We start from the raw sequence: 22,541 nt of genomic DNA, 5'->3' as shown, positions 1-22,541 counted from the left end.
ATGAGGAGGAGCGGCGCATGGCACCGGCCGGCCCGCTGGACGGCATCCGGGTGCTCGAGCTCGGCACGTTGATCGCGGGCCCCTTCGCCGGCCGGTTGCTGGGCGACATGGGCGCCGACGTCATCAAGGTGGAACCGCCCGGTGCCCCCGACCCGTTGCGCACCTGGGGTCAGGCCGAGCTCGACGGTGAGCACGTCTTCTGGACCGTGCACGCGCGCAACAAGAGAGCGATCACCCTGGACCTGCGCCTCCCCCGCGGCCGTGAACTGTTCTGCGACCTCGTCGAGAAGTCCGACATCATCGTGGAGAACTTCCGCCCGGGGACGCTGGAGAAATGGGACCTGGGCTACGACGTGCTCAGCGCCCGCAACCCGGGCATCATCCTGGTCCGGGTGTCCGGTTACGGGCAGACCGGGCCCGACGCCCGCAAGGCCGGCTATGCCTCGGTGGCCGAGGCGGCCAGCGGGCTGCGGTACCTCAACGGGTTCCCCGGCGGCCCGCCGCCCCGGCTCGCGCTCTCCCTCGGCGACAGTCTGGCCGGGATGTTCGGCGCCCAGGGCGCGCTGGCGGCGCTGTACCGCCGCGGCGTCACCGGGCGCGGCCAGGTGGTCGACGTTGCGCTGACCGAATCCTGTTTGGCCGTCCAGGAATCGACCATCCCCGACTACGACGTCGGCGGCGTGGTGCGCGGACCGTCGGGCACCCGGCTCGACGGCATCGCGCCGTCCAACATCTACCGCAGCGCCGACGGCTCGTGGGTGGTGATCGCCGCCAACCAGGACACCGTCTTCGCCCGGCTCTGCAAGGCGATGGGCAGCCCGGAGCTGGCCGTCGACGACCGGTTCGCCACGCACGTCGCGCGCGGCCGCAACCAGGACGCACTCGACGAGATCATCGGCGCGTGGGCCGCGGAACGTGAGCCCGGTGAGATCATCGAAACCCTCAGCGCCGCGGGGGTGATCGCCGGTCCGATCAACACCGTCGCGGAGGTGGTCAACGACCCGCAGCTGCGGACCCGCGGCATGCTCGTCGAGCACTACGACGAGCGGGTGCAGCGCAACGTCCTGGGCCCGGGCGTCGTCCCGGTGCTCTCGGAGTCCCCTGGGCGGGTCCGCACCGCCGGGCCCGCCCGGCCCGGCCAGCACAACGACGACGTCTACATCGGGCTGCTGGGCAAGACCGCCCAGGAGCTCGAGGAGCTGCGGGCGGAGGTGGTGATATGAGCCGGCACGTGACCATCCGCGAGGTCGCGCTGCGCGACGGCCTGCAGATCGAGACGCCGATCCCGTTGGCGGCCAAGCTCGAACTGCTGGCCGCGATCGCCGCGACCGGGGTCCGCGAGGTGGAGGCCACCGCCTTCGTCTCGCCGTCGAAGGTGCCGTCGATGGCCGACGCCGCCGAGCTCGCCGCGCACCTGCGCGACTACCCCGACATCGAGTTCTCCGCCCTGGTGGCCAGCCCGAACGGCGCCAGGCGGGCCGTCGCGGCGGGGCTGCGCTCGATCGAGTACGTGGTGGCCGCCGACGACGCGTTCAGCATGGCCAACGTCGGGCGGACCAGCGCCGAGGCCACCGAGGCGATCGACGAGATCGTCGCCATCGCGCACGACGGCGGCGTCACCGTCGAGGTGGTGATCGCCACCGCGTGGGACTCACCGTTCGAAGGCCCCACCCCGCCCCAGCGGGTGCTCGACATCGCCGCGGCCGCCCGCGACCGCGGCGCCGACCGCCTGTCGATCGCCGACACGATCGGCACCACCACCCCGGGGCGGGTGAGTTCCCTGATCGCACAACTGCTTCCGGTGATCGGCGACCTGCCGCTTGGCGGTCATTTTCACAACACCCGCGGCTGCGGGCTGGCCAGCGCCTACGCCGCGGTCAGCTCCGGGGTGACCCGGCTGGACGCCTCGGTCGGCGGCCTGGGCGGCTGCCCGTTCGCACCCGGGGCCACCGGCAACATCGCCACCGAGGACTTGGTGTACCTGCTGCGCGACAGCGGCATCGAGGTCGACGTCGACCTGCAGGCCGCCATCGCCGCGGCCGGCGTGGCGAAGTCCGTTGTCGGCCATGACCTGCCGAGCGCGCTGCTGCGCGCCGGCGACCGGATGTGCAGCTGATGCCCGCCCAGGATGCGCTGACCGCCAAGGGCCGCCAGACCAGGCAGGCCATCGAGCAGGCCGCACGAAAGCTTTTCGCGGAGCGTGGTTTTCACGGCACCACGCTGGCCGACATCACCTCGGCGGCGGGCAAGTCGCCCGCGGTGTTCTACCGGTATTTCGCCGACAAGGAGGACCTGCTCGCCGCCCTGGCCGAATCGTTCCTGCACGATGTCGTGACGCCGTCCGGGCTGAGCCTCGAGCTACCGGAATCACCGGACGACGACGCCTTTTTCACCTCGGTGGTCACCGGGTACTGGAACATGTTCAAGCAGAACATCGGCATCATGATCGCGGTGGCCCAGCTGGCCGCCACCCAGCGTCGCTTCGCGGCCGTGCAGAACGAATTCCGCCGCTTCGGCATGGACATCGTCGCCGCCTCGGTCCGCCGCGCCCAGGAGCAGGGCTACGGAACCGAGCTGGACCCGCAACACACCGCGGCGGCCATCGCCCTGCTGTTCGAGAACTTCACCACCGTATTCGTCGGCCCCTCCAACCTGGGCATCAAGATCAGCGACGCCGACGCCATCGCCACCCTGTCGACGATCTGGAAGAAAACCCTCTACGGCGCTTGAGCCTTTCCCAAAGGAGACACCAGTGGATTTCACACTGCCCGAACACCTTCCGGGCCTGCTCGCGGAGATGGACGAGTTCATCGAGTCCGAGATCAAACCCCTGGAGCGCGAACACATCCAGTATTTCGACAAGCGCCGCGAACACGCCCGCACCGACTGGGACAACGACGGCATCCCCACCCGCGAGTGGGAGGACCTGCTGGCCGAGATGCGCAGGCGCGCCGACAAGGCGGGCTGGCTGCGGTACGGGCTACCGGCCGCGCTGGGCGGCCGGGACGGCACCAACGTCGACATGGCGGTCATCCGGGAGCACCTCGCGCACAAGGGTCTTGGCCTGCACAACGACCTGCAGAACGAGTCCTCGATCGTCGGGAACTTCCCCCAGGTGATCATGATGGAGCGCTTCGGCACCGAGGAGCAGCGACGGCTGTGGTCCGAAGCGCTGATCACCGGCGAGCGGTCCATGGCGTTCGGCCTGACCGAGCCGCAGCACGGCTCGGACGCCACCTGGCTGGAGACCCGCGGGCAAGCCGACGGCGACGGCTGGGTGATCAACGGGTCCAAGCGGTTCAACACCGGGGTCCACCGCGCGACCCACGACCTGGTCTTCGCCCGCACGTCCGGTGAGCCGGGCCAGCCGCGGGGCATCACGGCGTTTCTGGTACCGACCGATGCGCCCGGCTTCGAAATCCCCTACTACTGGTGGACGTTCAACATGCCGACCGACCACGGCGAAGTACGGTTGACCGACGTCCGGGTGCCCGCCGACGCGGTGCTCGGCGAGGTGGACCGCGGCCTGGAGGTCGCGCAGACGTTCCTGCACGAGAACAGGATTCGGCAGGCGGCCAGCAGCCTGGGCGCGGCCCAGTACTGCATCGACCGCGCCGCCGAATACGCCGGCCAACGGTCCGTCTTCGGCAAACCGCTGTCGGTCAACCAGGCCGTGCAATGGCCGCTGGCCGAATTGCAGACCGAAGCCCAGATGGTGCGACTGCTGGTGGCCTACGCCGCCTGGCACCTCGACCGGGACCACCACATGGAGGTCTCGGACAAGGTGTCGATGGCCAACTATCGGGCCAACCGCCTCGTCTGCGACGCCGCCGACCGGGCCATGCAGATCTTCGGCGGCCTGGGCTACAGCCGGCACGAACCGTTCGAGCACATCTATCGGCACCACCGCCGCTACCGGATCACCGAGGGAGCCGAGGAGATCCAGATTCGCCGGGTGGCGCAGCGGCTGTTTAAGTTTGGCAAGTGACGACGACCGAGGAGCTGGCCTCTCGACTCGCCGCGAAACTGGCGCCGGTGCTGGGCGCCGATGTCACGGTGGAGAACCTGCGCGCCCTGACCGGCGGCGCGAGCCGCTCCACCTGGGCGTTCGACGCCGTCACCGGCGACCGGCGCCAGGCACTGATCCTGCGCACCGGCGCGCCCGACGACATGCACGCCGGCATGGAGCTGGAGGCGCGCGCGCAGGCCGCGGCGGCGGCCGCCGGCGCCCCGGTCCCCCACGTCCTCGTCGCCGACGATTCGCCTGCCGCGCTGGGCAATCCGTTTCTGATCTGCGAAGAGATCGCGGGCGAGACCATCGTCAGGCGCATCCAGCGTCAGCTCGACGCCGCGGGTGGGCAAGCGGCCCGGGCGGGACTGCTGCGGCAATGCGCGCAGGCCCTGGCGGCCATCCACCGCGCCGACCCGCGCATCCCCGGCCTGGCGGATGAGGACCCGCTCATGCAGTGGCGCGAACGGCTCGACGCCATGGGTGACACCACGGCCACCTTCGAATGGGCGTTTCGCTGGCTCGAGCTCAACCGGCCTCGAAAGGCCAAGCCGTCGGCGGACGTCCTGGTGCACGGCGACTACCGGATGGGCAACCTCATCGTCGACGGCTCGCGGCTGGCCGCCGTCCTCGACTGGGAGCTGGTGCACCGCGGCGACCCGTACGACGACCTCGCCTGGTTCTGCATCCGGGCCTGGCGCTTCGGCGCGCCCGCCAGCCTCGGCGCCGGCGGCCTCGGCAGCATCGAGAGCTTCCTTCGCGCCTACGAACAGGCCGGCGGGACCAGCGTCGACCGGGTGGCGTTTCACTGGTGGCTGGTGCTGGCCACGCTGCGCTGGGGCGTCATCTGCCGCTACCAGGCGGAGCGGCACTTGAGCGGTCAGTTCCGCTCGGTGGAGCTGGCCGCGATCGGTCGCCGCGTGTGCGAGACCGAGTGGGACCTGCTCGACCTGCTCGAAGAGGTCCCGGAATGATCGGGCCGTACGGCCGTCCGCTCGCGGCCGAGTTGGTGGCCGCGGTGGCCGAATTCCTGGAGACCGACGTGCGGGCGGCGACCAGCGGGCAGGTCAACTTCCACGCGAGGGTGGCCGCCAACGCCTTGCGCATCGTCGAGCGCGAACTGCTCGACGAGAGCGAGGCCGAGTCCCGCGCCGCGCTGGCCGACCTGGGCTTCGCCGACGAGGAAGAGCTGGCCGCCGCGATCCGGGCGGGCGAGCTGGACGGACGGGCCCGGGAGGTCACCGCCTGCCTGCGCACCCTGGTGCGGCGCCGGGTGGCGGCCGCCCACCCCGGATACGACAGCGCCGACAACGACGACAGCGAATAGGAGCGACATCATGCCCGCTGCGAGTACGGAAATCGTCGCCGACGCGGCCGACCGCCTGTTCACCGCGATCGAAAAGGGCGACGTCGCCGCGGTTGAGCGGATGTGGAGCGACGACATCGCGGTTTGGCGGGCCGGCGCGCGGCGCGACCCCTCCAAGCCGGACGGCAAGGCCCGCGCGCTGCGGGTCATCGACTGGTTCGTCGGCGCGACCACCGAACGCCACTACGAAATCCTGGACCGGCAATTCTTCGAGGGCGGCTTCGTCCAGCAGCACGTCCTGCACGCCACCGGCCATGCGGGCCAATCGATCTCGATGCGCGTCTGCATCGTGATCAGGGTGGGCCCCGGCGGCCGGCTCGACCGGATCGACGAGTACTTCGACCCGGCCGAGATCGCGCCACTGATGGGCTAGCCGTTAGATTCGCCACGAGAGATGGGGGTGACGATGACGACTCTGGAAACACTGCTGAACGATCCCGACCTGGCCGGGGTGTGGAACCTCGTCCCGGACCGCTCGGCGATCACCTTCAAGATCGCCAACATGTGGGGCCTGCTGCGCGTCAAGGGCCGGTTCACCGAGTTCAGCGGCGACGGCCAACTGACGGGCAAGGGCGCGGTTTTCGGCCGCCTCGACATCCGCGCCGCGTCCCTGGACACCGGGATCGGCCGCCGCGACAAGCACCTGCGCTCGGCAGACTTCTTCGACGTCGAGCGCTTCGGCGAGATCAGCGTCGTCGTCACCGGCGTGCAGCCGACCAAAGGCAAGGCCGCCGAGCTGCGGGCCGCCTGCACCATCAAAGGCATCACCGCGCCGCTGCCCCTGCCCGCCACGATCACCGAGCTCGACGACGGGTCGATCCGGATCGCGGCGGAGGCCAAGATCGACCGCACCCAGTTCGACCTGGGCTGGAACCGCCTCGGCATGATCGGATCGACGGCCACCGCGGCGGCCGAAGCCGTCTTCGCGCGGGCTGCCCAGTAAAGCCGGTGCGACACCAGTAGCATCTGCACCGTGTCGGACTCCAGCCCCGAATCCAGCGTCGCCCTGCGGATCCTGGTCTACAGCGATAACGCCAGAACCCGCGAACAAGTGATCCGGGCACTGGGCAAGCATCTGCACCCGGACCTGCCCGAGCTGACCTACCTCGAGGTGGCGACCGCCCCGATGGTGGTGCGGCAGATGGACGAGGGCGGCATCGACTTGGCCATCCTGGACGGGGAGGCCACGCCCACCGGCGGCATGGGAATCGCCAAACAACTCAAGGACGAACTCGCGACCTGCCCGCCGATCGTGGTGCTCACCGGACGCCCGGACGATGCCTGGCTGGCGAACTGGTCGCGGGCCGAGGCCGCCGTGCCGCATCCCATCGATCCCATCGTGCTGGGCCGCACGGTGCTCGGACTGCTCCGCACCCCCACCCGCTAGCGCTTTCACCTGCGTCGATACCGCGCCCACCGGGTTACCGGCGGGCGCGGATTGCGCGTTGATCCCGAGCGGGCCGCCCGATGCGACGGGCCGCCCGGTTGCGGCGACACAAAAACGAAACGAATACCCCCACCCCGACAAAACACACCCGCCTTCACGACGCTATGTTGTGGAGGTCACTGTGATTGCCCGCGGCCCGGGTGCGTCACAGCAGCCCGGCCCCCCGCCCGGCCGCCGCACCGGCGGCCCGTACGAGGAGATCTTGGAGCGAGTTGAACGTCTACATACCCATCCTGGTACTCGGAGCGATCGCCGCGGCCTTCGCCGTCGGATCGGTGGTGATCGCGAGCCTGGCCGGCCCGTCGCGCTACAACAAGTCGAAGATGGCCCCCTACGAGTGCGGCATCGAGCCCACCGCAACGTCGGTGAGTGGCCCGCACGCGACGCCCGGCCAGCGGTTCCCGGTGAAGTATTACCTGACCGCAATGCTGTTTATCGTCTTCGACATCGAAATCGTGTTCTTGTATCCCTGGGCGGTCAGTTATGACGCGCTGGGAACGTTCGCGTTGGTCGAGATGGTGGTGTTCATGCTCACGGTTTTCGTGGCGTACGCCTATGTGTGGCGCCGCGGCGGCCTGACGTGGGATTGAGGTAGACGTGGGTCTCGAAGAACAGCTGCCCGGTGGGATTCTGCTGTCGACGGTCGAGAAGGTGGCCGGCTATGTCCGCAAGAACTCCCTGTGGCCGGCGACGTTCGGGTTGGCCTGCTGCGCCATCGAGATGATGGCAACGGCCGGGCCGAGATTCGACATCGCGCGGTTCGGCATGGAGCGGTTCTCGGCGACGCCGCGGCAGGCGGACCTGATGATCGTGGCCGGGCGGGTGAGCCAGAAGATGGCACCGGTGCTGCGCCAGATCTACGACCAGATGGGCGAGCCGAAGTGGGTGCTGGCCATGGGCGTGTGCGCGTCGTCCGGCGGGATGTTCAACAACTACGCGATCGTGCAGGGCGTGGACCACATCGTCCCGGTGGACATCTACCTGCCCGGCTGCCCGCCGCGCCCGGAGATGCTGCTGCACGCAATCCTCAAGCTGCACGAGAAGATTCAACAGATGCCGCTGGGCGTCAACCGCGAAGAAGCGATCGCCGAGGCCGAGCAGGCGGCGCTGTCGGCCCGGCCCACGATCGAGATGCGCGGGCTGCTGCGATGAGCTCGCCGGATCACGACCCTCAGGAAGCGGCGACCGAAGGCGGCGGGCCGCCCCGCGCCGACGGCGAGGTGATCGGGGTGCGCCGCGGCATGTTCGGCATCTCCGATTCCGGCGACACCACCGGCTACGGACGGCTGGTGCGGCAGATCACCCTCCCGGGCAGCAGCCCGCGGCCCTACGGCGGCTACTTCGACGACGTGGTGGACCGGCTCGCCGAGGCGTTGAGCGGCAGCGGTGTCGAATTCGAAGAAGCGGTAGAGAAAGTCGTGGTGTACCGCGACGAGCTGACGCTGCACGTCCGCCGCGACAAGCTGGTGGCCCTCGCCCAGCGCCTGCGCGACGAGCCGCAGCTGCGGTTCGAGATGTGCCTGGGTGTCAGCGGGGTGCACTACCCGCACGAGACGGGCCGCGAACTACACGCGGTGTACCCGTTGCAGTCGATCACGCACAATCGCCGCGTCCGCCTGGAAGTGGCTGTGCCCGACGAGGATCCGCACATCCCGTCCCTGTACGGGGTCTATCCGACCAGCGACTGGCACGAGCGCGAAACATACGACTTCTTCGGCATCATCTTCGACGGACACCCGTCGCTGACGCGCATCGAGATGCCCGACGACTGGCATGGCCACCCGCAACGCAAGGACTATCCCCTCGGCGGCATCCCGGTGGAGTACAAGGGAGCCCAGATACCCCCGCCCGACGAGCGGAGAGCGTACAACTGATGAGCACAATCACTGACTCGACCAACGGTGGAGGCGGCGCCGAAAGCCCGGAGACCGTGTTGGTCGCCGGTGGCCAGGACTGGGAACAGATCGTCGACGCCGCCCGCAAGGCGGATCCCGGCGAGCGGATCGTCGTCAACATGGGTCCCCAGCACCCGTCCACCCACGGGGTGCTGCGCCTGATCCTGGAGATCGAAGGGGAAACGGTCACCGAGGTCCGCTGCGGAATCGGCTACCTGCACACCGGGATCGAGAAGAACCTCGAATATCGGTACTGGACCCAGGGCGTCACCTTCGTGACCCGAATGGATTACCTGTCACCGTTTTTCAACGAGACCGCGTACTGCCTGGGCGTGGAGAAACTGCTCGGCATCACCGACCAGATCCCGGAGCGGGTCAACGTCATCCGGGTGATGATGATGGAGCTCAACCGGATCTCCTCGCATCTGGTCGCACTCGCCACCGGCGGCATGGAGCTGGGTGCCATGACGCCGATGTTCGTCGGTTTCCGCGGCCGCGAGATCGTCCTGACCCTGTTCGAGAAGATCTCGGGTTTGCGGATGAACAGCGCCTACATCCGGCCCGGGGGCGTCGCGCAGGACCTGCCGCCGGGTGCCGAGACCGACATCGCCGAAGCCCTCAAGCCGCTGCGCCAGGTGCTGCGCGAGATGGGCGATCTGCTCAACGAGAACGCCATCTGGAAGGCCCGCACCCAGGACATCGGCTACCTCGACCTGACCGGCTGCATGGCGCTGGGCATCACCGGGCCCATCCTGCGCGCCACCGGGTTGCCCCACGATCTGCGCAAGAGCGAACCGTACTGCGGATATGAAAACTACGAATTCGACGTGATGACCGCCGACACGTGTGATGCTTACGGGCGCTACATGATTCGCGTCAACGAGATGTGGGAGTCGATCAAGATCGTCGAGCAGTGTCTGGACAAGTTGAAGCCGGGCCCGACCATGATCTCCGACCGCAAGATCGCCTGGCCGGCCGACCTGAAGGTGGGCCCGGACGGCATGGGCAACTCACCGGAGCACATCGCCAAGATCATGGGCGGCTCGATGGAGGCGTTGATCCACCACTTCAAGCTGGTCACCGAAGGCATCAGGGTTCCAGCGGGCCAGGTCTACACCGCCGTGGAGTCGCCGCGCGGGGAGCTGGGCGTGCACATGGTGAGCGACGGCGGCACCCGGCCCTACCGGGTGCACTACCGCGACCCGTCGTTCACCAACCTGCAGTCGGTCGCCGCGATGTGCGAGGGCGGCATGGTGGCCGACCTGATCACCGCGGTCGCCAGCATCGACCCGGTGATGGGCGGGGTGGACCGGTGACCGGCCCGCAAGGACAGCCGGTGTTCATCCGGCTCGGACCCCCGCCGGAGGAACCCAACGCGTTCGTCACCGAGGGTGCGCCGCAAACGTATTCACCGGAAGTCCGGGCGCGGCTCGAGGTCGACGCCAAGGAGATCATCGGCCGCTACCCCAACAAGCGCTCCGCGCTGCTGCCGCTGCTGCACCTGGTCCAGGCCGAGGACTCCTACCTGACCCCGGCCGGTTTGGAGTTCTGCGGCGAGCAGCTGGGGCTGACCGGCGCCGAGGTGTCGGCGGTGGCGAGCTTCTACACGATGTACCGTCGCGGACCCACCGGGGACTACCTCGTCGGCGTCTGCACCAACACGCTGTGCGCGGTCATGGGCGGCGACGCCGTATTCGACGCCCTGAAAGAGCATTTGGGTATCGGCAACGACGAGACCACCCCCGACGGCTCGGTCACCCTGCAACACATCGAATGCAACGCCGCCTGCGATTACGCGCCGGTGGTGATGGTCAACTGGGAGTTCTACGACAACCAGACGCCGGAGTCGGCGCGCGAACTCGTCGACTCCCTGCGCTCCGGAGAGCCCAAACCGCCCACCCGCGGCGCCCCGCTGTGCGCCTTCCGCGAGACGTCGCGCATCCTGGCCGGCCTGCCCGACCCGCGCGCCGACGAAGGCCAGGGCGGCGCGGGCGAGGCCACCCTGGCCGGACTGAAGGTGGCCAAGGAACTCGGCATGGCCGCCCCCACTCCCCCGGCGGGCCAGTCATGACGAACTCACAGGCCACGCCCCTGACCCCGGTCATCAGCCGGTTCTGGGACGACCCGCAGTCGTGGACCCTGGAGACCTACCGGCGTCACGACGGCTACGAGGCGATGAAGAAGGCGCTGGCCATGGCGCCCGACGACGTGATCGCCACCGTCAAGGACTCCGGGCTGCGCGGGCGCGGCGGCGCCGGCTTCTCGACCGGGACGAAGTGGTCGTTCATCCCGCAGGGCGACACCGGCGCGGCCGCCAAGCCGCACTACCTGGTGGTCAACGCCGACGAGTCGGAACCCGGTACGTGCAAAGACATTCCGCTGATGCTGGCGACGCCGCACGTCCTCGTCGAGGGCGTCATCATCGCCGCCTACGCGATCCGGGCCAGCCACGCGTTCATCTACGTGCGCGGGGAAGTGCTGCCCGTGCTGCGCCGCCTGCAGAACGCGGTGGCCGAGGCCTACGCCGCCGGATACCTGGGCCGCGACATCAACGGCTCGGGCTTCGACCTGGAGCTGGTGGTGCACGCCGGTGCCGGCGCGTATATCTGCGGCGAGGAAACGGCGCTGCTCGATTCGCTGGAAGGCCGGCGCGGCCAGCCACGGCTGCGGCCGCCGTTCCCCGCGGTGGCGGGGCTCTACGGCTGCCCGACGGTGATCAACAACGTCGAGACGATTGCCAGCGTGCCGTCCATCATCCTCAACGGGGTCGAATGGTTCCGGTCGATGGGCAGCGAGAAATCCCCTGGCTTCACGCTGTATTCGCTGTCGGGGCACGTCGCCAAACCCGGCCAGTACGAGGCCCCGCTGGGTATCACGCTGCGCGAGTTGCTCGCCTACGCCGGCGGGATGCGGGCCGGGCACCGGCTCAAATTCTGGACGCCCGGCGGGTCGTCCACCCCGCTGCTCACCGACGAGCACCTCGACGTGCCGTTGGACTACGAGGGTGTGGGCGGGGTCGGCTCGATGCTGGGCACCAAGGCGCTGGAGATCTTCGACGAGACCACCTGCGTGGTGCGCGCGGTGCAGCGTTGGACCTACTTCTACAAGCACGAGTCGTGCGGCAAGTGCACGCCATGCCGGGAGGGGACCTTCTGGCTGGACAAGATCTACGAGCGGCTGGAAACCGGCAAGGGCACTCCCGAGGACATCGACAAGCTGCTGGACATCTCGGATTCGATCTTGGGAAAGGCGTTCTGCGCGTTGGGCGACGGCGCCGCCAGCCCGGTGATGTCGTCGATCGAGCACTTCCGTGACGAATACGTGGCTCACGTCGAAGGCGGTGGATGCCCGTTCGACCCCCGAGACTCCATGCTGACGCCGAACGGGAAGGGCTCATGACTCAGGCCGCCAAGACGAACACCGGCGACGAGGTGCGTCCGCCTGACATGGTGACGCTGACCATCGACGACAACGAAATCAGCGTGCCCAAGGGCACATTGGTGATCCGCGCGGCCGAGTTGATGGGCATTCAGATCCCCCGGTTCTGCGACCACCCGCTGCTCGAGCCGGTCGGCGCGTGCCGGCAGTGCCTGGTCGAGGTCGAGGGGCAACGCAAACCGATGGCGTCGTGCACCACCGTCGCCACCGACGACATGGTCGTGCGCACGCAGCTCACGTCGGAGGCCGCCGACAAGGCCCAGCACGGCGTGATGGAGCTGCTGCTGATCAACCATCCGCTGGACTGCCCGATGTGCGACAAGGGCGGCGAGTGCCCGCTGCAGAACCAGGCGATGTCCAACGGCCGCACCGATTCTCGCTTCACCGACGTCAAACGCACGTTCGCCAAGCCGATCAACATCTCCGCCCAGGTGCTGCTGGACCGTGAGCGCTGCATCCTGTGCGCGCGCTGCACGCGGTTCTCCGAGCAGATCGCCGGCGACCCCTTCATCGACATGCAGGAGCGCGGTGCCCTGCAGCAGGTCGGCATCTACGCCAATGAGCCGTTCGACTCGTACTTCTCGGGCAACACGGTGCAGATCTGCCCGGTGGGCGCGCTGACCGGAACCGCCTACCGTTTCCGGGCCCGCCCCTTCGACCTGGTGTCCAGCCCCAGCGTCTGCGAACACTGCGCGTCCGGGTGCGCACAGCGAACCGACCACCGCCGCGGCAAGGTGCTGCGGCGGCTGGCCGGCGACGACCCCGAGGTCAACGAGGAGTGGAACTGCGACAAGGGCCGGTGGGCGTTCAGCTATGCGACGCAGCCCGACCTGATCACCACCCCCCTGATCCGCGACGCGGACGGATCGTTGGTGCCCGCGTCGTGGTCGCACGCGATGGCGACGGCGATCCGTGGCCTCGATGCGGCCCGCGGGCGCACCGGCGTCCTGGTCGGCGGCCGGGCCACCTTGGAGGACGCCTACGCGTATTCCAAGTTCACCCGAATCGTGTTGGACAGCAACGACATCGACTTCCGCGCCCGCCCAAGCTCGGCCGAGGAGGCCGACTTCCTGGCGTCGCGCATCGCCGGACGGCGCGACGTCAGCTATGCGGATCTGGAATCGGCGCCGGTGGTGCTGCTGGTCGGCTTCGAGCCGGAGGACGAGTCGCCCATCGTGTTCCTGCGGCTGCGCAAGGCCGCCCGCAAGCACCGGCTACCGGTGTACGCGGTGGCGCCGTTCGCCACCCGGGCGCTGGTGAAGATGTCCGGACGACTGATCAAGACCGCTCCCGGGGCCGAGGCGGCGGCGCTGGACGGGCTGGCCACCGGCGAGGTGGGCGACCTGCTGTCCACCGCGGGCGCGGTGATCCTGGTCGGGGAACGCCTGGCCACGGTGCCCGGCGGACTGTCCGCCGCCGCCCGGCTCGCCGACGCCACCGGGGCGCGGCTGGCATGGGTGCCGCGGCGGGCCGGCGAGCGGGGCGCGCTGGAGGCCGGCGCGCTGCCCGCCCTGCTGCCGGGTGGCCGCCCACTCGGCGACGAGACCGCCCGCGCGCAGATCGCCGCGGCGTGGCACGTCTCCGAATTGCCTTCCGCCGCCGGGCGTGACGCGGACGGCATCCTGGCCGCCGCGGCCGACGGGACGCTGGGCGCGCTGCTGGTCGGCGGCGTCGAACCCGACGACTTCGCCGACCCGGAAGCGGTGCTGGCCGCGCTGGACGCGGCGGGCTTCGTGGTCAGCCTGGAACTGCGACACAGCGCCGTGACCGAGCGCGCCGACGTGGTGTTCCCGGTCGCGCCGACGGCGCAGAAGGCCGGGGCCTTCATCAACTGGGAGGGCCGCTACCGCCCGTTCGGCCCGGCACTGCACGGCACCACCCAGCAGGCCGGCCAGTCCGACCATCAGGTGCTCGACGCGCTGGCCGACGAGATGGGCGTCTACCTCGGGCTCTCGACCGCCGAAGCGGCCCGCGCGGAACTGTCCGGGCTGGGCACCTGGGAGGGCGGCTGGGCCGCCGGCCCGGCCGTCGCGGCCCCGGAGCCGGCCCAGGCCCGGCCAGGGCCTGAAAAAGGACAAGCGGTGTTGACCGGCTGGCGGATGCTGCTGGACAACGGCCGCATGCAGGACGGCGAGCCGCACCTGGCCGGGACGGCGCGCCAACCCGTGGTGCGGCTCTCGGCCGACACGGCTGCCGAGATCGGCGCCGCCGACGGAGACGCGGTCACCGTCAGCACGCCGCGCGGCTCGATCAGCCTCCCGCTGGTCATCACCGACATGCCCGACCGGGTGGTGTGGCTCCCGCTGAACTCGCCGGGCTCGGCCGTGCACCGGAAATTGGGCGTGACGCTGGGCAGCACAGTGAAAATCGGAGTGGGCTCATGACGAACTCCCTGACCGCCTTCGGACACGACCCCTGGTGGCTGGTGCTGGGCAAGGCGCTGGCCATCTTCGTGTTCCTCATGCTCAACGTGTTGGTCGCGATCCTGCTCGAACGCAAGATTCTCGGGTGGATGCAGCTGCGGCCCGGGCCCAACCGCGCGGGCCCGTGGGGCGCGCTGCAGAGCCTGGCCGACGGAATCAAGTTGGCGCTCAAGGAAACCATCACCCCGGGGGGCGTCGACAAGTTCGTCTACTTCGCGGCGCCGGTCATCTCCACCATCCCCGCGTTCACCGCCTTCGCCTTCATCCCGTTCGGCCCGGTGGTGTCGGTGTTCGGCCACCGCACGCCGCTGCAGCTCACCGACCTCCCGGTCGCGGTGCTGTTCATCCTCGGCCTGTCGGCGATCGGCGTGTACGGCATCGTGCTGGGCGGCTGGGCGTCGGGATCCACCTACCCGCTGCTGGGCGGCGTCCGCTCCACCGCCCAGGTCATCTCCTACGAGGTGGCGATGGGGCTGTCGTTCGCGGCGGTGTTCCTCTATGCCGGCTCCATGTCGACGTCGCAGATCGTCGCCGCGCAGGACCGGGTCTGGTACGTGTTCCTGCTGCTGCCGTCGTTCGTGATCTACCTGATCTCCATGGTCGGCGAAACCAACCGTGCGCCATTCGATTTGCCCGAGGCCGAGGGCGAGCTGGTCGCGGGATTCCACACCGAGTACTCGTCGCTGAAGTTCGCGATGTTCATGCTGGCCGAGTACGTCAACATGATGACGGTGTCGTCACTGGCCACCGCGTTGTTCTTCGGCGGCTGGCATGCGCCCTGGCCGATCAACATGTGGGCGGGGGCCAACACCGGGTGGTGGCCGGTGCTCTGGTTCACCGCCAAGATGTGGACCTTCCTGTTCATCTACTTCTGGCTGCGGGCCTCGCTGCCCCGGCTGCGCTACGACCAGTTCATGGGGCTGGGCTGGAAGCTGCTGATCCCGGCCTCGCTGGTCTGGGTGTTGATCGCGGCGGTGATCCGCACGCTGCAGAACCAGGGGTATGCGCATTGGACCCCGTTGCTGGTGGCCAGCAGCATCGTGTTCGCCACGGCGCTGGTGCTGTTGCTGCGAAAACCGTTCGCCACACCCGGGATTCGCGCGCTGGAGCGCCAGCTCCGCCGCCAGGCCAAACAACTCCCGGCCGGACAGACGCCCGCACCGGTATTCCCGACACCGCCGCTGCCGATGAAGTCCCTGGCGGCCGCGAGCAAGGAGAAAGCACGTGGCTAAGTTCCTGGACGCCGTGGCCGGATTCGGCGTCACGTTCGGATCGATGTTCAAAAAGCACGTCACCGAGGAATATCCGGAGAAGCCCGGCCCCGTCGCGCCGCGCTACCACGGCCGCCACCAGCTCAACCGCTACCCGGACGGCCTGGAGAAGTGCATCGGCTGCGAGCTGTGCGCCTGGGCCTGCCCGGCCGACGCGATCTACGTCGAGGGCGCGGACAACACCGAAGAGCTGCGGTACTCGCCCGGCGAACGCTACGGCCGGGTCTATCAGATCAACTATCTGCGCTGCATCGGCTGCGGGTTGTGCATCGAGGCGTGCCCGACCCGGGCTCTGACGATGACCAACGACTACGAGTTGGCCGACGACAACCGCGCCGACCTGATCTACGAGAAGGACCGGCTGCTGGCCCCCCTGCTCCCCGACATGACCGCGCCGCCGCACCCCCGGGCGCCCGGCGCCACCGACAAGGACTACTACCAGGGCAACGTCACGGCCGACGGCCTGCGCGAGATCCAAAAAACCGGAGACTCCCGGTGACTGCGATTACGGCCCAACTGCTGGCTTCCGACACCATCGTCCGCACCTCCACCGGCGAAGCGGTGACGTTCTGGGTGCTGGGCGCGCTGGCGCTGATCGGCGCGATCGGGGTGGTACTGGCGGTCAACGCGGTGTACTCGGCGATGTTCCTGGCGATGACGATGATCATCCTCGCGGTGTTCTACATGATCCAGGACGCGCTGTTCCTGGGCGTCGTCCAAGTCGTGGTCTACACCGGCGCGGTGATGATGCTGTTCCTGTTCGTGCTGATGCTGATCGGCGTGGACTCCGCGGAGTCGCTGAAGGAGACGCTGCACGGACAGCGCGTCGCCGCGGCGCTGGCCGGGGTCGGGTTCGGCGTGCTGCTGATCGCCGCCATCGGCGCCGGCGCGACCGGGGGCTTCGCGGGACTGACCACCGCCAACGCCAACGGCAACGTGGAAGGGCTTGCGGCGCTGATCTTCTCCCGGTACGTGTGGGCGTTCGAACTCACCAGCGCGCTGCTCATCACCGCGGCCATCGGGGCGATGGTGCTGGCGCACCGCGAGCGTTTCGAGCGCCGCAAGACGCAACGGGAGCTTTCCCAGGAGCGATTCCGGCCCGGGGGGCACCCGACCCCGATGCCCAGCCCCGGCGTGTACGCGCGCCACAACGCGGTCGACGTGGCCGCGCTGCTGCCGGACGGGTCGTACTCGGAGCTGTCGGTGTCGCCGATGCTGCGCAGCCGCGGCGCCGACGGCGAACAGACCCCCTCGCGTCAGGCGAGCCCGAGTCTGTCACAAGGCGGTGCGTCGTGAATCCGGCCAATTACCTGTATCTTTCGGCCCTGCTGTTCACCATCGGGGCCTCGGGCGTGCTGCTGCGGCGCAACGCCATCGTGATGTTCATGTGCGTCGAGCTGATGTTGAACGCGGTCAACCTGGCATTCGTCACGTTCGCGCGGATGCACGGGCACCTGGACGGACAGATGATCGCGTTCTTCACGATGGTGGTGGCCGCGTGCGAGGTCGTCGTCGGCCTGGCGATCATCATGACGATTTTCCGTGCTCGCAAATCGGCGTCGGTGGACGACGCGAACCTACTCAAAGGCTGACGACGCCAACATGACTCACTACACCTGGCTGCTGGTGGCGCTGCCGCTGGCGGGCGCCGCGATCCTGCTGTTCGGCGGGCGACGCACCGATCCGTGGGGGCACTGGCTGGGTTGCGCCACCGCGCTCGCGGCGTTCGGCGTGGGCCTGAGCCTGCTGAACGAGCTGCTCGGCCGCGGCGCGGAAGACCGCGTCATCCACCAGAGGTTGTTCACCTGGATCCCGGTGGGCCAGCTGCAGGTGGACCTCGGCCTGCAGATCGACCAGCTCTCCGTGTGTTTCGTGCTGCTGATCTCCGGGGTCGGGTCCCTCATCCACATCTATTCGGTCGCCTACATGGCCGAAGACCCGGACCGCCGGCGGTTTTTCGGCTACCTCAACCTGTTTTTGGCCTCGATGCTGCTCCTGGTGGTCGCCGACAACTACGTGGTGCTCTACGTCGGCTGGGAAGGCGTCGGCCTGGCGTCCTACCTGCTGATCGGATTCTGGTATCACAAGCCGACGGCGGCCACGGCGGCGAAGAAGGCGTTCGTGATGAACCGCGTCGGGGACGCGGGGCTCGCCCTGGGAATGTTCTTGATGTTCAGCACCTTCGGCACGCTGTCCTACGCGGGAGTGTTCGCCGGCGCACCCGGCGCCGGCCGCGGCGCGCTGACGGCCATGGGGCTGCTGCTGCTGTTGGGCGCCTGCGCCAAGTCCGCTCAGGTCCCGCTGCAGGCCTGGCTGGGTGACGCCATGGAGGGCCCCACCCCGGTGTCCGCCCTGATCCACGCCGCCACCATGGTGACCGCCGGCGTGTACCTGATCGTGCGGTCCAACCCGCTCTACAACCTGGCGCCGGACGCGCAAACCGCCGTGGTCGTCGTCGGCGCCGTCACGCTGCTGCTCGGGGCGTTCATCGGCTGCGCCAAGGACGACATCAAGCGCGCGCTGGCCGCGTCGACGATGAGCCAGATCGGCTACATGGTGCTGGCCGCCGGCCTCGGCCCGGCCGGCTACGCGTTCGCGATCATGCATCTGCTCACCCACGGCTTCTTCAAGGCCGGATTGTTCCTCGGCTCCGGGGCGGTGATCCACGCGATGCACGAGGAACAGGACATGCGCCGCTACGGCGGCCTGCGCGCCGCGCTGCCGATCACCTTCGCCACCTTCGGCCTCGGATACCTGGCGATCATCGGCGTGCCGCCGTTCGCGGGCTTCTTCTCCAAGGACGCCATCATCGAGGCCGCCCTGGGCGCGGGTGACATCCGCGGCTACGTGCTGGGCGGAGCCGCGCTGCTGGGCGCGGGCGTCACCGCGTTCTACATGACGCGCGTGATGCTGATGACCTTCTTCGGTCAAAAGCGTTGGGCGCCGGGCACCCATCCCCACGAGGCGCCCGGCCTGATGACGTGGCCGATGATCCTGCTCGCCTTGGGCTCGGTGTTGTCCGGCGGGCTGCTGGCATGGCGGGGCACCCTGCAGAGCTGGCTCGAGCCGGTCGTCGGGAAGCACGAGGAGGTGACCCACGCGTTCCCCGCGTGGGTGACCACCGCCCTGGCGCTGGGCGTCGTCGCCATCGGGATCGCGGTGGCCTACCGGTTGTACGCCACCGCGGAGATCCCCAGGGTGGCCCCGCTTTCGGTGTCGCCGGTCACGGCCGCCGCCCGCATGGACTTCTACGGCGACGCCTTCAACGAAGAGGTGTTCATGCGTCCCGGTGCCGAACTGACCCAAGCGCTTGTCGACGTGGACAACGCGGGGGTGGACGGCTCGGTCAACGCGCTGGCCGCGCTGGTGGGCCGGACCTCGAATCGCCTGCGGGGGCTGCAAACCGGCTTCGCCCGCAACTACGCATTGTCGATGTTGACGGGCGCGGTCCTGGTGGTCGCGCTGATCCTGGCGGTGAAACAGTGGTGAACGCGGGTGGCATGAATACGGTTCCCTGGCTGAGCGTCCTGTGGCTGGTGCCGCTGGCCGGCTCGGTGCTCGTCATCCTGCTGCCGCCGGGGCTGCGCCGGGTCGCCAAGTGGACCGGCCTGGTCTTCGGGGTCGTGACGCTGGCGGTCGCGATCGTCGTCACCCTCGGCTTCAAGACCGGCGGCAGCACTTATCAATTCGTCGAAAGCCGTTCCTGGATACCGGCGTTTGGCGCCACCTACTCCCTGGGCGTGGACGGCATCGCCGTGGTGCTGGTGCTGCTGACCGCGGTGCTCATCCCGGTGCTGCAGGTTGCCGGCTGGAACGACGGGGATGGCGAGGACCGGCCGTCACGAAGCGGCGAACGCAACCCCCGCGGCGTGCACGCCTACATCGCCCTGACGCTGGCCATCGAGTCGATGGTACTGATCTCCGTGGTCGCCCTCGACGTCTTGCTGTTCTACGTGTTCTTCGAGGCCATGCTCATCCCGATGTACTTCCTGATCGGCGGCTTCGGCGGTGGCGCGGGCAGGTCCCGCGCGGCGGTGAAGTTCTTGCTGTACAACCTGTTCGGCGGGCTGATCATGCTGGCCGCGGTGATCGGGCTGTACGTGGTGACCGCCGAGCACGGTTCGGGCACCTTCGACTTCCGCGAGATCGTGGCCGGTGTCGCCTCCGGCCGCTACGGCGCCGACTCCGCGGTGTTCAAGGCGCTGTTCCTGGGCTTCATGTTCGCTTTCGCCATCAAAGCGCCGCTGTGGCCGTTCCACCGTTGGCTGCCCGACGCCGCGGTGGAGGCCACCCCGGCGACCGCGGTGCTGATGATGGCGGTGATGGACAAGGTCGGCACCTTCGGCATGCTGCGCTACTGCCTGCAGCTGTTCCCGGGCGCCTCAACGTATTTCCGCCCGCTGATCGTCGTGCTGGCCGTCATCGGCGTCATCTACGGCGCGGTCGTGGCCATCGGGCAGACCGACATCATGCGCCTGATCGCCTACACGTCCATCTCGCACTTCGGTTTCATCATCCTGGGCATCTTCGTGATGACCAGCCAGGGGCAGAGCGGGTCGACGCTGTACATGCTCAACCACGGCCTGTCCACGGCCGCGGTGTTCCTGATCGCGGGATTCCTGATATCCCGGCACGGCAGCCGGGCGATCGCCGACTACGGCGGGGTGCAGAAGGTGGCGCCCATCCTGGCGGGGACCTTCCTAGTCTCGGCCATGGCCACCCTGTCGCTGCCCGGCCTGGCGCCGTTCATCAGCGAATTCCTGGTCCTGCTGGGCACTTTCAACCGATACTGGCTGGCCGCCGCGTTCGGTGTCACCGCACTGGTGCTGTCGGCCATCTACATGCTGTGGCTCTACCAGCGGATGATGACCGGTCCGGTGGCCACCGGCAACGAGAAGATCGGTGACCTGCGGGCCCGCGAATTGCTGGTCGTCGCACCGTTGATCGCGCTGTTGCTCGTTCTCGGCGTCTACCCGAAGCCGGTGCTCGACATCATCAACCCCGCCGTCGAGAACACCATGACCACCATCGGTCAGCACGATCCCGCGCCGAGCGTGCCGGCAGTCAACCGCGTACCCCGGACAGCCGAAGGACCGCGCCAATGACCCTCCCCACCCCCAGCATCGAGTACTTTCTGCTGTGCCCGACGCTCATCGTGTTCGGCGTCGCCGTGGTGGGCGTCCTCGCGGAGGCGTTCCTGCCCAGGCGGGTTCGCTACGGCGCCCAGGTGACGATCGCTCTCGCCGGCCTCATCGCGGCATTCGTCGCGGTGATCGCGGTGAGCCGGTCGCTTCCGGCCGCCGGCCGCGCGACCGTGCTGGGCGCGATGGCCATCGACCGGCCGACCCTGTACCTGCAGGGCACCGTGCTGCTGGTGGCGGTGCTGGCCGTGATCTTCATGGCCGAACGCACGCAGACCAAGGCGGAGACCAAGGTCGCCGCCGGGGTGGCAGCGGCCGGATCCGCCGGCCTGGATTCCTTCACGCCGCAGGCTTCGGCGGTCCCCGGCAGCGATGCCGAGCGTGACGCCGAGCGGGCCGGGGCCGCGCAGACGGAGCTGTTCCCCCTGGCGATGCTCTCGGTCGGCGGCATGATGGTCTTCCCCGCCTCCAACGACCTGCTGACGATGTTCGTTGCGCTCGAGGTTCTTTCGCTGCCGCTGTACCTGATGTGCGGCCTGGCCCGGCACCGGCGCCTGCTGTCGCAGGAAGCGGCGATGAAGTACTTCCTGCTGGGCGCGTTCTCGTCGGCGTTCTTCCTGTACGGCGTGGCGCTGCTGTACGGCGCGACCGGCACGCTGCTGCTGACGGGCATCCGCGACGCGCTGGCGGCGCACGGGGACACCTCGATGGCCCTGGTGGGCGTCGCGCTGCTGTCGGTCGGCCTGCTGTTCAAAGTGGGTGCGGTTCCGTTCCATTCGTGGATTCCGGACGTCTACCAAGGTGCGCCGACCCCCATCACCGGGTTCATGGCGGCCGCCACCAAGGTCGCCGCCTTCGGCGCGCTGCTGCGGGTGGTCTACGTCGCGCTGCCGCCCCTGCACGATCAGTGGCGGCCCGTACTGTGGACCATCTCGATTCTCACCATGGCGGTGGGCACCATCACCGCGGTCAACCAGACCGACGTCAAGCGCATGCTGGCCTACTCGTCGGTCGCCCACGTCGGGTTCATCCTCACCGGCGTCATCGCCGACAACCAGGCGGGCCTCTCGTCCACGCTGTTCTACCTGCTGGCCTACAGCTTCAGCACCGTGGGCGCGTTCGCCATCGTGGGCCTGATCCGCGATGCCGACGGCGTCGAGGACGCCACCCTGTCCCACTGGGCCGGGCTCGGGCAGCGCTCACCCATTGTGGGCGTGATGTTTTCGATGTTCCTGCTGGCCTTCGCCGGTATCCCGCTGACCAGTGGTTTCGTCAGCAAGCTCGCCGTGTTCAAGGCCGCCGCCCAGGGCGGTGCCGCGCCCCTGGTGATCGTCGGTGTGGTCGCCAGTGGAATCGCCGCGTACTTCTACGTGCGGGTGATCGTGTCGATGTTCTTCACCGAGGCGACCGACGACACCCCCCACGTGGTCGCGCCGGGCATTCTGAGCAAGGCCGCGATCGCGGTGTGCGCCGTGATCACCGTGGTGTTGGGCATCTTCCCGCAGCCGCTGCTCGACCTGGCCGACCACGCCGCCCAGCTGCTGCACTGAG

General features: G+C 68.8%; 23 protein-coding genes. All 23 read left to right on the top strand.

Annotated elements, in window-relative coordinates; genetic code table 11:
• Positions 1-17: 17 nt before the first annotated feature.
• The 23 genes from G6N37_RS00925 (at position 18) to nuoN (ending at position 22,540) form a co-directional block, all read left to right on the top strand.
• Positions 18-1,223 (top strand): CaiB/BaiF CoA transferase family protein, encoded by a 1,206-nt coding sequence (locus G6N37_RS00925; protein WP_163684403.1) that lies wholly within the window; start codon positions 18-20, stop codon positions 1,221-1,223.
• On the top strand, positions 1,220-2,116 hold the full coding sequence (locus G6N37_RS00920) for a hydroxymethylglutaryl-CoA lyase (protein ID WP_163674673.1): 897 nt from the start codon (positions 1,220-1,222) through the stop codon (positions 2,114-2,116). The genes G6N37_RS00925 and G6N37_RS00920 overlap by 4 nt, the downstream gene beginning before the upstream one ends.
• Positions 2,116-2,730 (top strand): TetR/AcrR family transcriptional regulator, encoded by a 615-nt coding sequence (locus G6N37_RS00915; RefSeq protein ID WP_163674671.1) that lies wholly within the window; start codon positions 2,116-2,118, stop codon positions 2,728-2,730. Before G6N37_RS00920 ends, G6N37_RS00915 begins: the two co-directional genes overlap by 1 nt.
• Positions 2,731-2,752: 22 nt before the next feature.
• Positions 2,753-3,988 carry an acyl-CoA dehydrogenase family protein gene (locus G6N37_RS00910; protein ID WP_163674669.1) on the top strand — a complete coding sequence of 412 codons (1,236 nt, stop codon included), beginning with the start codon at positions 2,753-2,755 and terminating at the stop codon, positions 3,986-3,988.
• Complete coding sequence (locus tag G6N37_RS00905) at positions 3,985-4,983, top strand: phosphotransferase family protein (protein WP_163674667.1); 999 nt, start codon at positions 3,985-3,987, stop codon at positions 4,981-4,983. Before G6N37_RS00910 ends, G6N37_RS00905 begins: the two co-directional genes overlap by 4 nt.
• The gene (locus G6N37_RS00900) at positions 4,980-5,336 is read left to right on the top strand and encodes a DUF6285 domain-containing protein (RefSeq protein WP_163674665.1); all 357 of its coding nucleotides are present in this window, start codon (positions 4,980-4,982) and stop codon (positions 5,334-5,336) included. The genes G6N37_RS00905 and G6N37_RS00900 overlap by 4 nt, the downstream gene beginning before the upstream one ends.
• A gap of 10 nt (positions 5,337-5,346) precedes the next feature.
• The gene (locus tag G6N37_RS00895) at positions 5,347-5,748 is read left to right on the top strand and encodes a nuclear transport factor 2 family protein (protein ID WP_163674663.1); all 402 of its coding nucleotides are present in this window, start codon (positions 5,347-5,349) and stop codon (positions 5,746-5,748) included.
• 33 nt (positions 5,749-5,781) lie between these two features.
• The gene (locus G6N37_RS00890) at positions 5,782-6,318 is read left to right on the top strand and encodes a YceI family protein (RefSeq protein WP_174813772.1); all 537 of its coding nucleotides are present in this window, start codon (positions 5,782-5,784) and stop codon (positions 6,316-6,318) included.
• Positions 6,319-6,348: 30 nt separating this feature from the next.
• Positions 6,349-6,762, top strand: coding sequence for an Rv3143 family two-component system response regulator (locus G6N37_RS00885; RefSeq protein ID WP_083173410.1), 414 nt, complete (start codon positions 6,349-6,351; stop codon positions 6,760-6,762).
• A 272-nt stretch (positions 6,763-7,034) separates the two neighbouring features.
• Positions 7,035-7,412, top strand: coding sequence for an NADH-quinone oxidoreductase subunit A (locus G6N37_RS00880; RefSeq protein WP_163674659.1), 378 nt, complete (start codon positions 7,035-7,037; stop codon positions 7,410-7,412).
• A 7-nt stretch (positions 7,413-7,419) separates the two neighbouring features.
• On the top strand, positions 7,420-7,974 hold the full coding sequence (locus tag G6N37_RS00875) for a NuoB/complex I 20 kDa subunit family protein (RefSeq protein WP_083173408.1): 555 nt from the start codon (positions 7,420-7,422) through the stop codon (positions 7,972-7,974).
• Positions 7,971-8,696: an NADH-quinone oxidoreductase subunit C gene (locus G6N37_RS00870; RefSeq protein WP_163674657.1), complete on the top strand. Its 726-nt coding sequence runs from the start codon at positions 7,971-7,973 to the stop codon at positions 8,694-8,696. The genes G6N37_RS00875 and G6N37_RS00870 overlap by 4 nt, the downstream gene beginning before the upstream one ends.
• Entirely contained in the window at positions 8,696-10,033 is a 1,338-nt protein-coding gene (gene nuoD, locus G6N37_RS00865; protein ID WP_163674655.1) for an NADH dehydrogenase (quinone) subunit D, read from the top strand. The genes G6N37_RS00870 and nuoD overlap by 1 nt, the downstream gene beginning before the upstream one ends.
• Complete coding sequence (gene nuoE / locus G6N37_RS00860; protein ID WP_163674653.1) at positions 10,030-10,788, top strand: NADH-quinone oxidoreductase subunit NuoE; 759 nt, start codon at positions 10,030-10,032, stop codon at positions 10,786-10,788. Before nuoD ends, nuoE begins: the two co-directional genes overlap by 4 nt.
• Positions 10,785-12,116 carry an NADH-quinone oxidoreductase subunit NuoF gene (gene nuoF / locus G6N37_RS00855; RefSeq protein WP_163674651.1) on the top strand — a complete coding sequence of 444 codons (1,332 nt, stop codon included), beginning with the start codon at positions 10,785-10,787 and terminating at the stop codon, positions 12,114-12,116. Before nuoE ends, nuoF begins: the two co-directional genes overlap by 4 nt.
• A complete protein-coding gene (locus G6N37_RS00850; RefSeq protein WP_163674649.1) occupies positions 12,113-14,539 on the top strand; it encodes an NADH-quinone oxidoreductase subunit G in 2,427 nt (808 codons plus the stop codon). The genes nuoF and G6N37_RS00850 overlap by 4 nt, the downstream gene beginning before the upstream one ends.
• A gap of 8 nt (positions 14,540-14,547) precedes the next feature.
• On the top strand, positions 14,548-15,810 hold the full coding sequence (gene nuoH / locus G6N37_RS00845) for an NADH-quinone oxidoreductase subunit NuoH (protein WP_163684401.1): 1,263 nt from the start codon (positions 14,548-14,550) through the stop codon (positions 15,808-15,810).
• Positions 15,803-16,348, top strand: a complete 546-nt coding sequence (nuoI, locus tag G6N37_RS00840; RefSeq protein ID WP_163674647.1) for an NADH-quinone oxidoreductase subunit NuoI — start codon at positions 15,803-15,805, stop codon at positions 16,346-16,348. Before nuoH ends, nuoI begins: the two co-directional genes overlap by 8 nt.
• A 5-nt stretch (positions 16,349-16,353) precedes the next feature.
• The gene (locus G6N37_RS00835) at positions 16,354-17,145 is read left to right on the top strand and encodes an NADH-quinone oxidoreductase subunit J (RefSeq protein ID WP_163684399.1); all 792 of its coding nucleotides are present in this window, start codon (positions 16,354-16,356) and stop codon (positions 17,143-17,145) included.
• Positions 17,142-17,441, top strand: a complete 300-nt coding sequence (gene nuoK / locus G6N37_RS00830; protein WP_007168303.1) for an NADH-quinone oxidoreductase subunit NuoK — start codon at positions 17,142-17,144, stop codon at positions 17,439-17,441. The genes G6N37_RS00835 and nuoK overlap by 4 nt, the downstream gene beginning before the upstream one ends.
• Before the next feature lie 10 nt (positions 17,442-17,451).
• Positions 17,452-19,338, top strand: a complete 1,887-nt coding sequence (gene nuoL, locus G6N37_RS00825) for an NADH-quinone oxidoreductase subunit L (RefSeq protein WP_163674644.1) — start codon at positions 17,452-17,454, stop codon at positions 19,336-19,338.
• Between the two features lie 11 nt (positions 19,339-19,349).
• The gene (locus G6N37_RS00820; RefSeq protein ID WP_163674642.1) at positions 19,350-20,954 is read left to right on the top strand and encodes an NADH-quinone oxidoreductase subunit M; all 1,605 of its coding nucleotides are present in this window, start codon (positions 19,350-19,352) and stop codon (positions 20,952-20,954) included.
• Positions 20,951-22,540 (top strand): NADH-quinone oxidoreductase subunit NuoN, encoded by a 1,590-nt coding sequence (gene nuoN / locus G6N37_RS00815; protein ID WP_163674639.1) that lies wholly within the window; start codon positions 20,951-20,953, stop codon positions 22,538-22,540. Before G6N37_RS00820 ends, nuoN begins: the two co-directional genes overlap by 4 nt.
• Position 22,541: the final 1 nt, after the last annotated feature.

This window comes from Mycobacterium seoulense (assembly GCF_010731595.1).
Classification (GTDB): domain Bacteria; phylum Actinomycetota; class Actinomycetes; order Mycobacteriales; family Mycobacteriaceae; genus Mycobacterium; species Mycobacterium seoulense.
Note: the sequence above shows the minus strand (reverse complement) of the source record. Positions and strands in the feature narration are given on the sequence as shown.

Bases quoted from the DNA above. Each gene is read 5' to 3' on its own strand.
- G6N37_RS00925 (WP_163684403.1), top strand. From the start codon at position 18: ATGGCACCGGCCGGCCCGCTGGACGGCATCCGGGTGCTCGAGCTCGGC.
- G6N37_RS00920 (WP_163674673.1), top strand. From the start codon at position 1,220: ATGAGCCGGCACGTGACCATCCGCGAGGTCGCGCTGCGCGACGGCCTG.
- G6N37_RS00915 (WP_163674671.1), top strand. From the start codon at position 2,116: ATGCCCGCCCAGGATGCGCTGACCGCCAAGGGCCGCCAGACCAGGCAG.
- G6N37_RS00900 (WP_163674665.1), top strand. From the start codon at position 4,980: ATGATCGGGCCGTACGGCCGTCCGCTCGCGGCCGAGTTGGTGGCCGCG.
- G6N37_RS00895 (WP_163674663.1), top strand. From the start codon at position 5,347: ATGCCCGCTGCGAGTACGGAAATCGTCGCCGACGCGGCCGACCGCCTG.
- G6N37_RS00890 (WP_174813772.1), top strand. From the start codon at position 5,782: ATGACGACTCTGGAAACACTGCTGAACGATCCCGACCTGGCCGGGGTG.
- G6N37_RS00870 (WP_163674657.1), top strand. From the start codon at position 7,971: ATGAGCTCGCCGGATCACGACCCTCAGGAAGCGGCGACCGAAGGCGGC.
- nuoD (WP_163674655.1), top strand. From the start codon at position 8,696: ATGAGCACAATCACTGACTCGACCAACGGTGGAGGCGGCGCCGAAAGC.
- nuoF (WP_163674651.1), top strand. From the start codon at position 10,785: ATGACGAACTCACAGGCCACGCCCCTGACCCCGGTCATCAGCCGGTTC.
- G6N37_RS00850 (WP_163674649.1), top strand. From the start codon at position 12,113: ATGACTCAGGCCGCCAAGACGAACACCGGCGACGAGGTGCGTCCGCCT.
- nuoL (WP_163674644.1), top strand. From the start codon at position 17,452: ATGACTCACTACACCTGGCTGCTGGTGGCGCTGCCGCTGGCGGGCGCC.
- G6N37_RS00820 (WP_163674642.1), top strand. From the start codon at position 19,350: ATGAATACGGTTCCCTGGCTGAGCGTCCTGTGGCTGGTGCCGCTGGCC.
- nuoN (WP_163674639.1), top strand. From the start codon at position 20,951: ATGACCCTCCCCACCCCCAGCATCGAGTACTTTCTGCTGTGCCCGACG.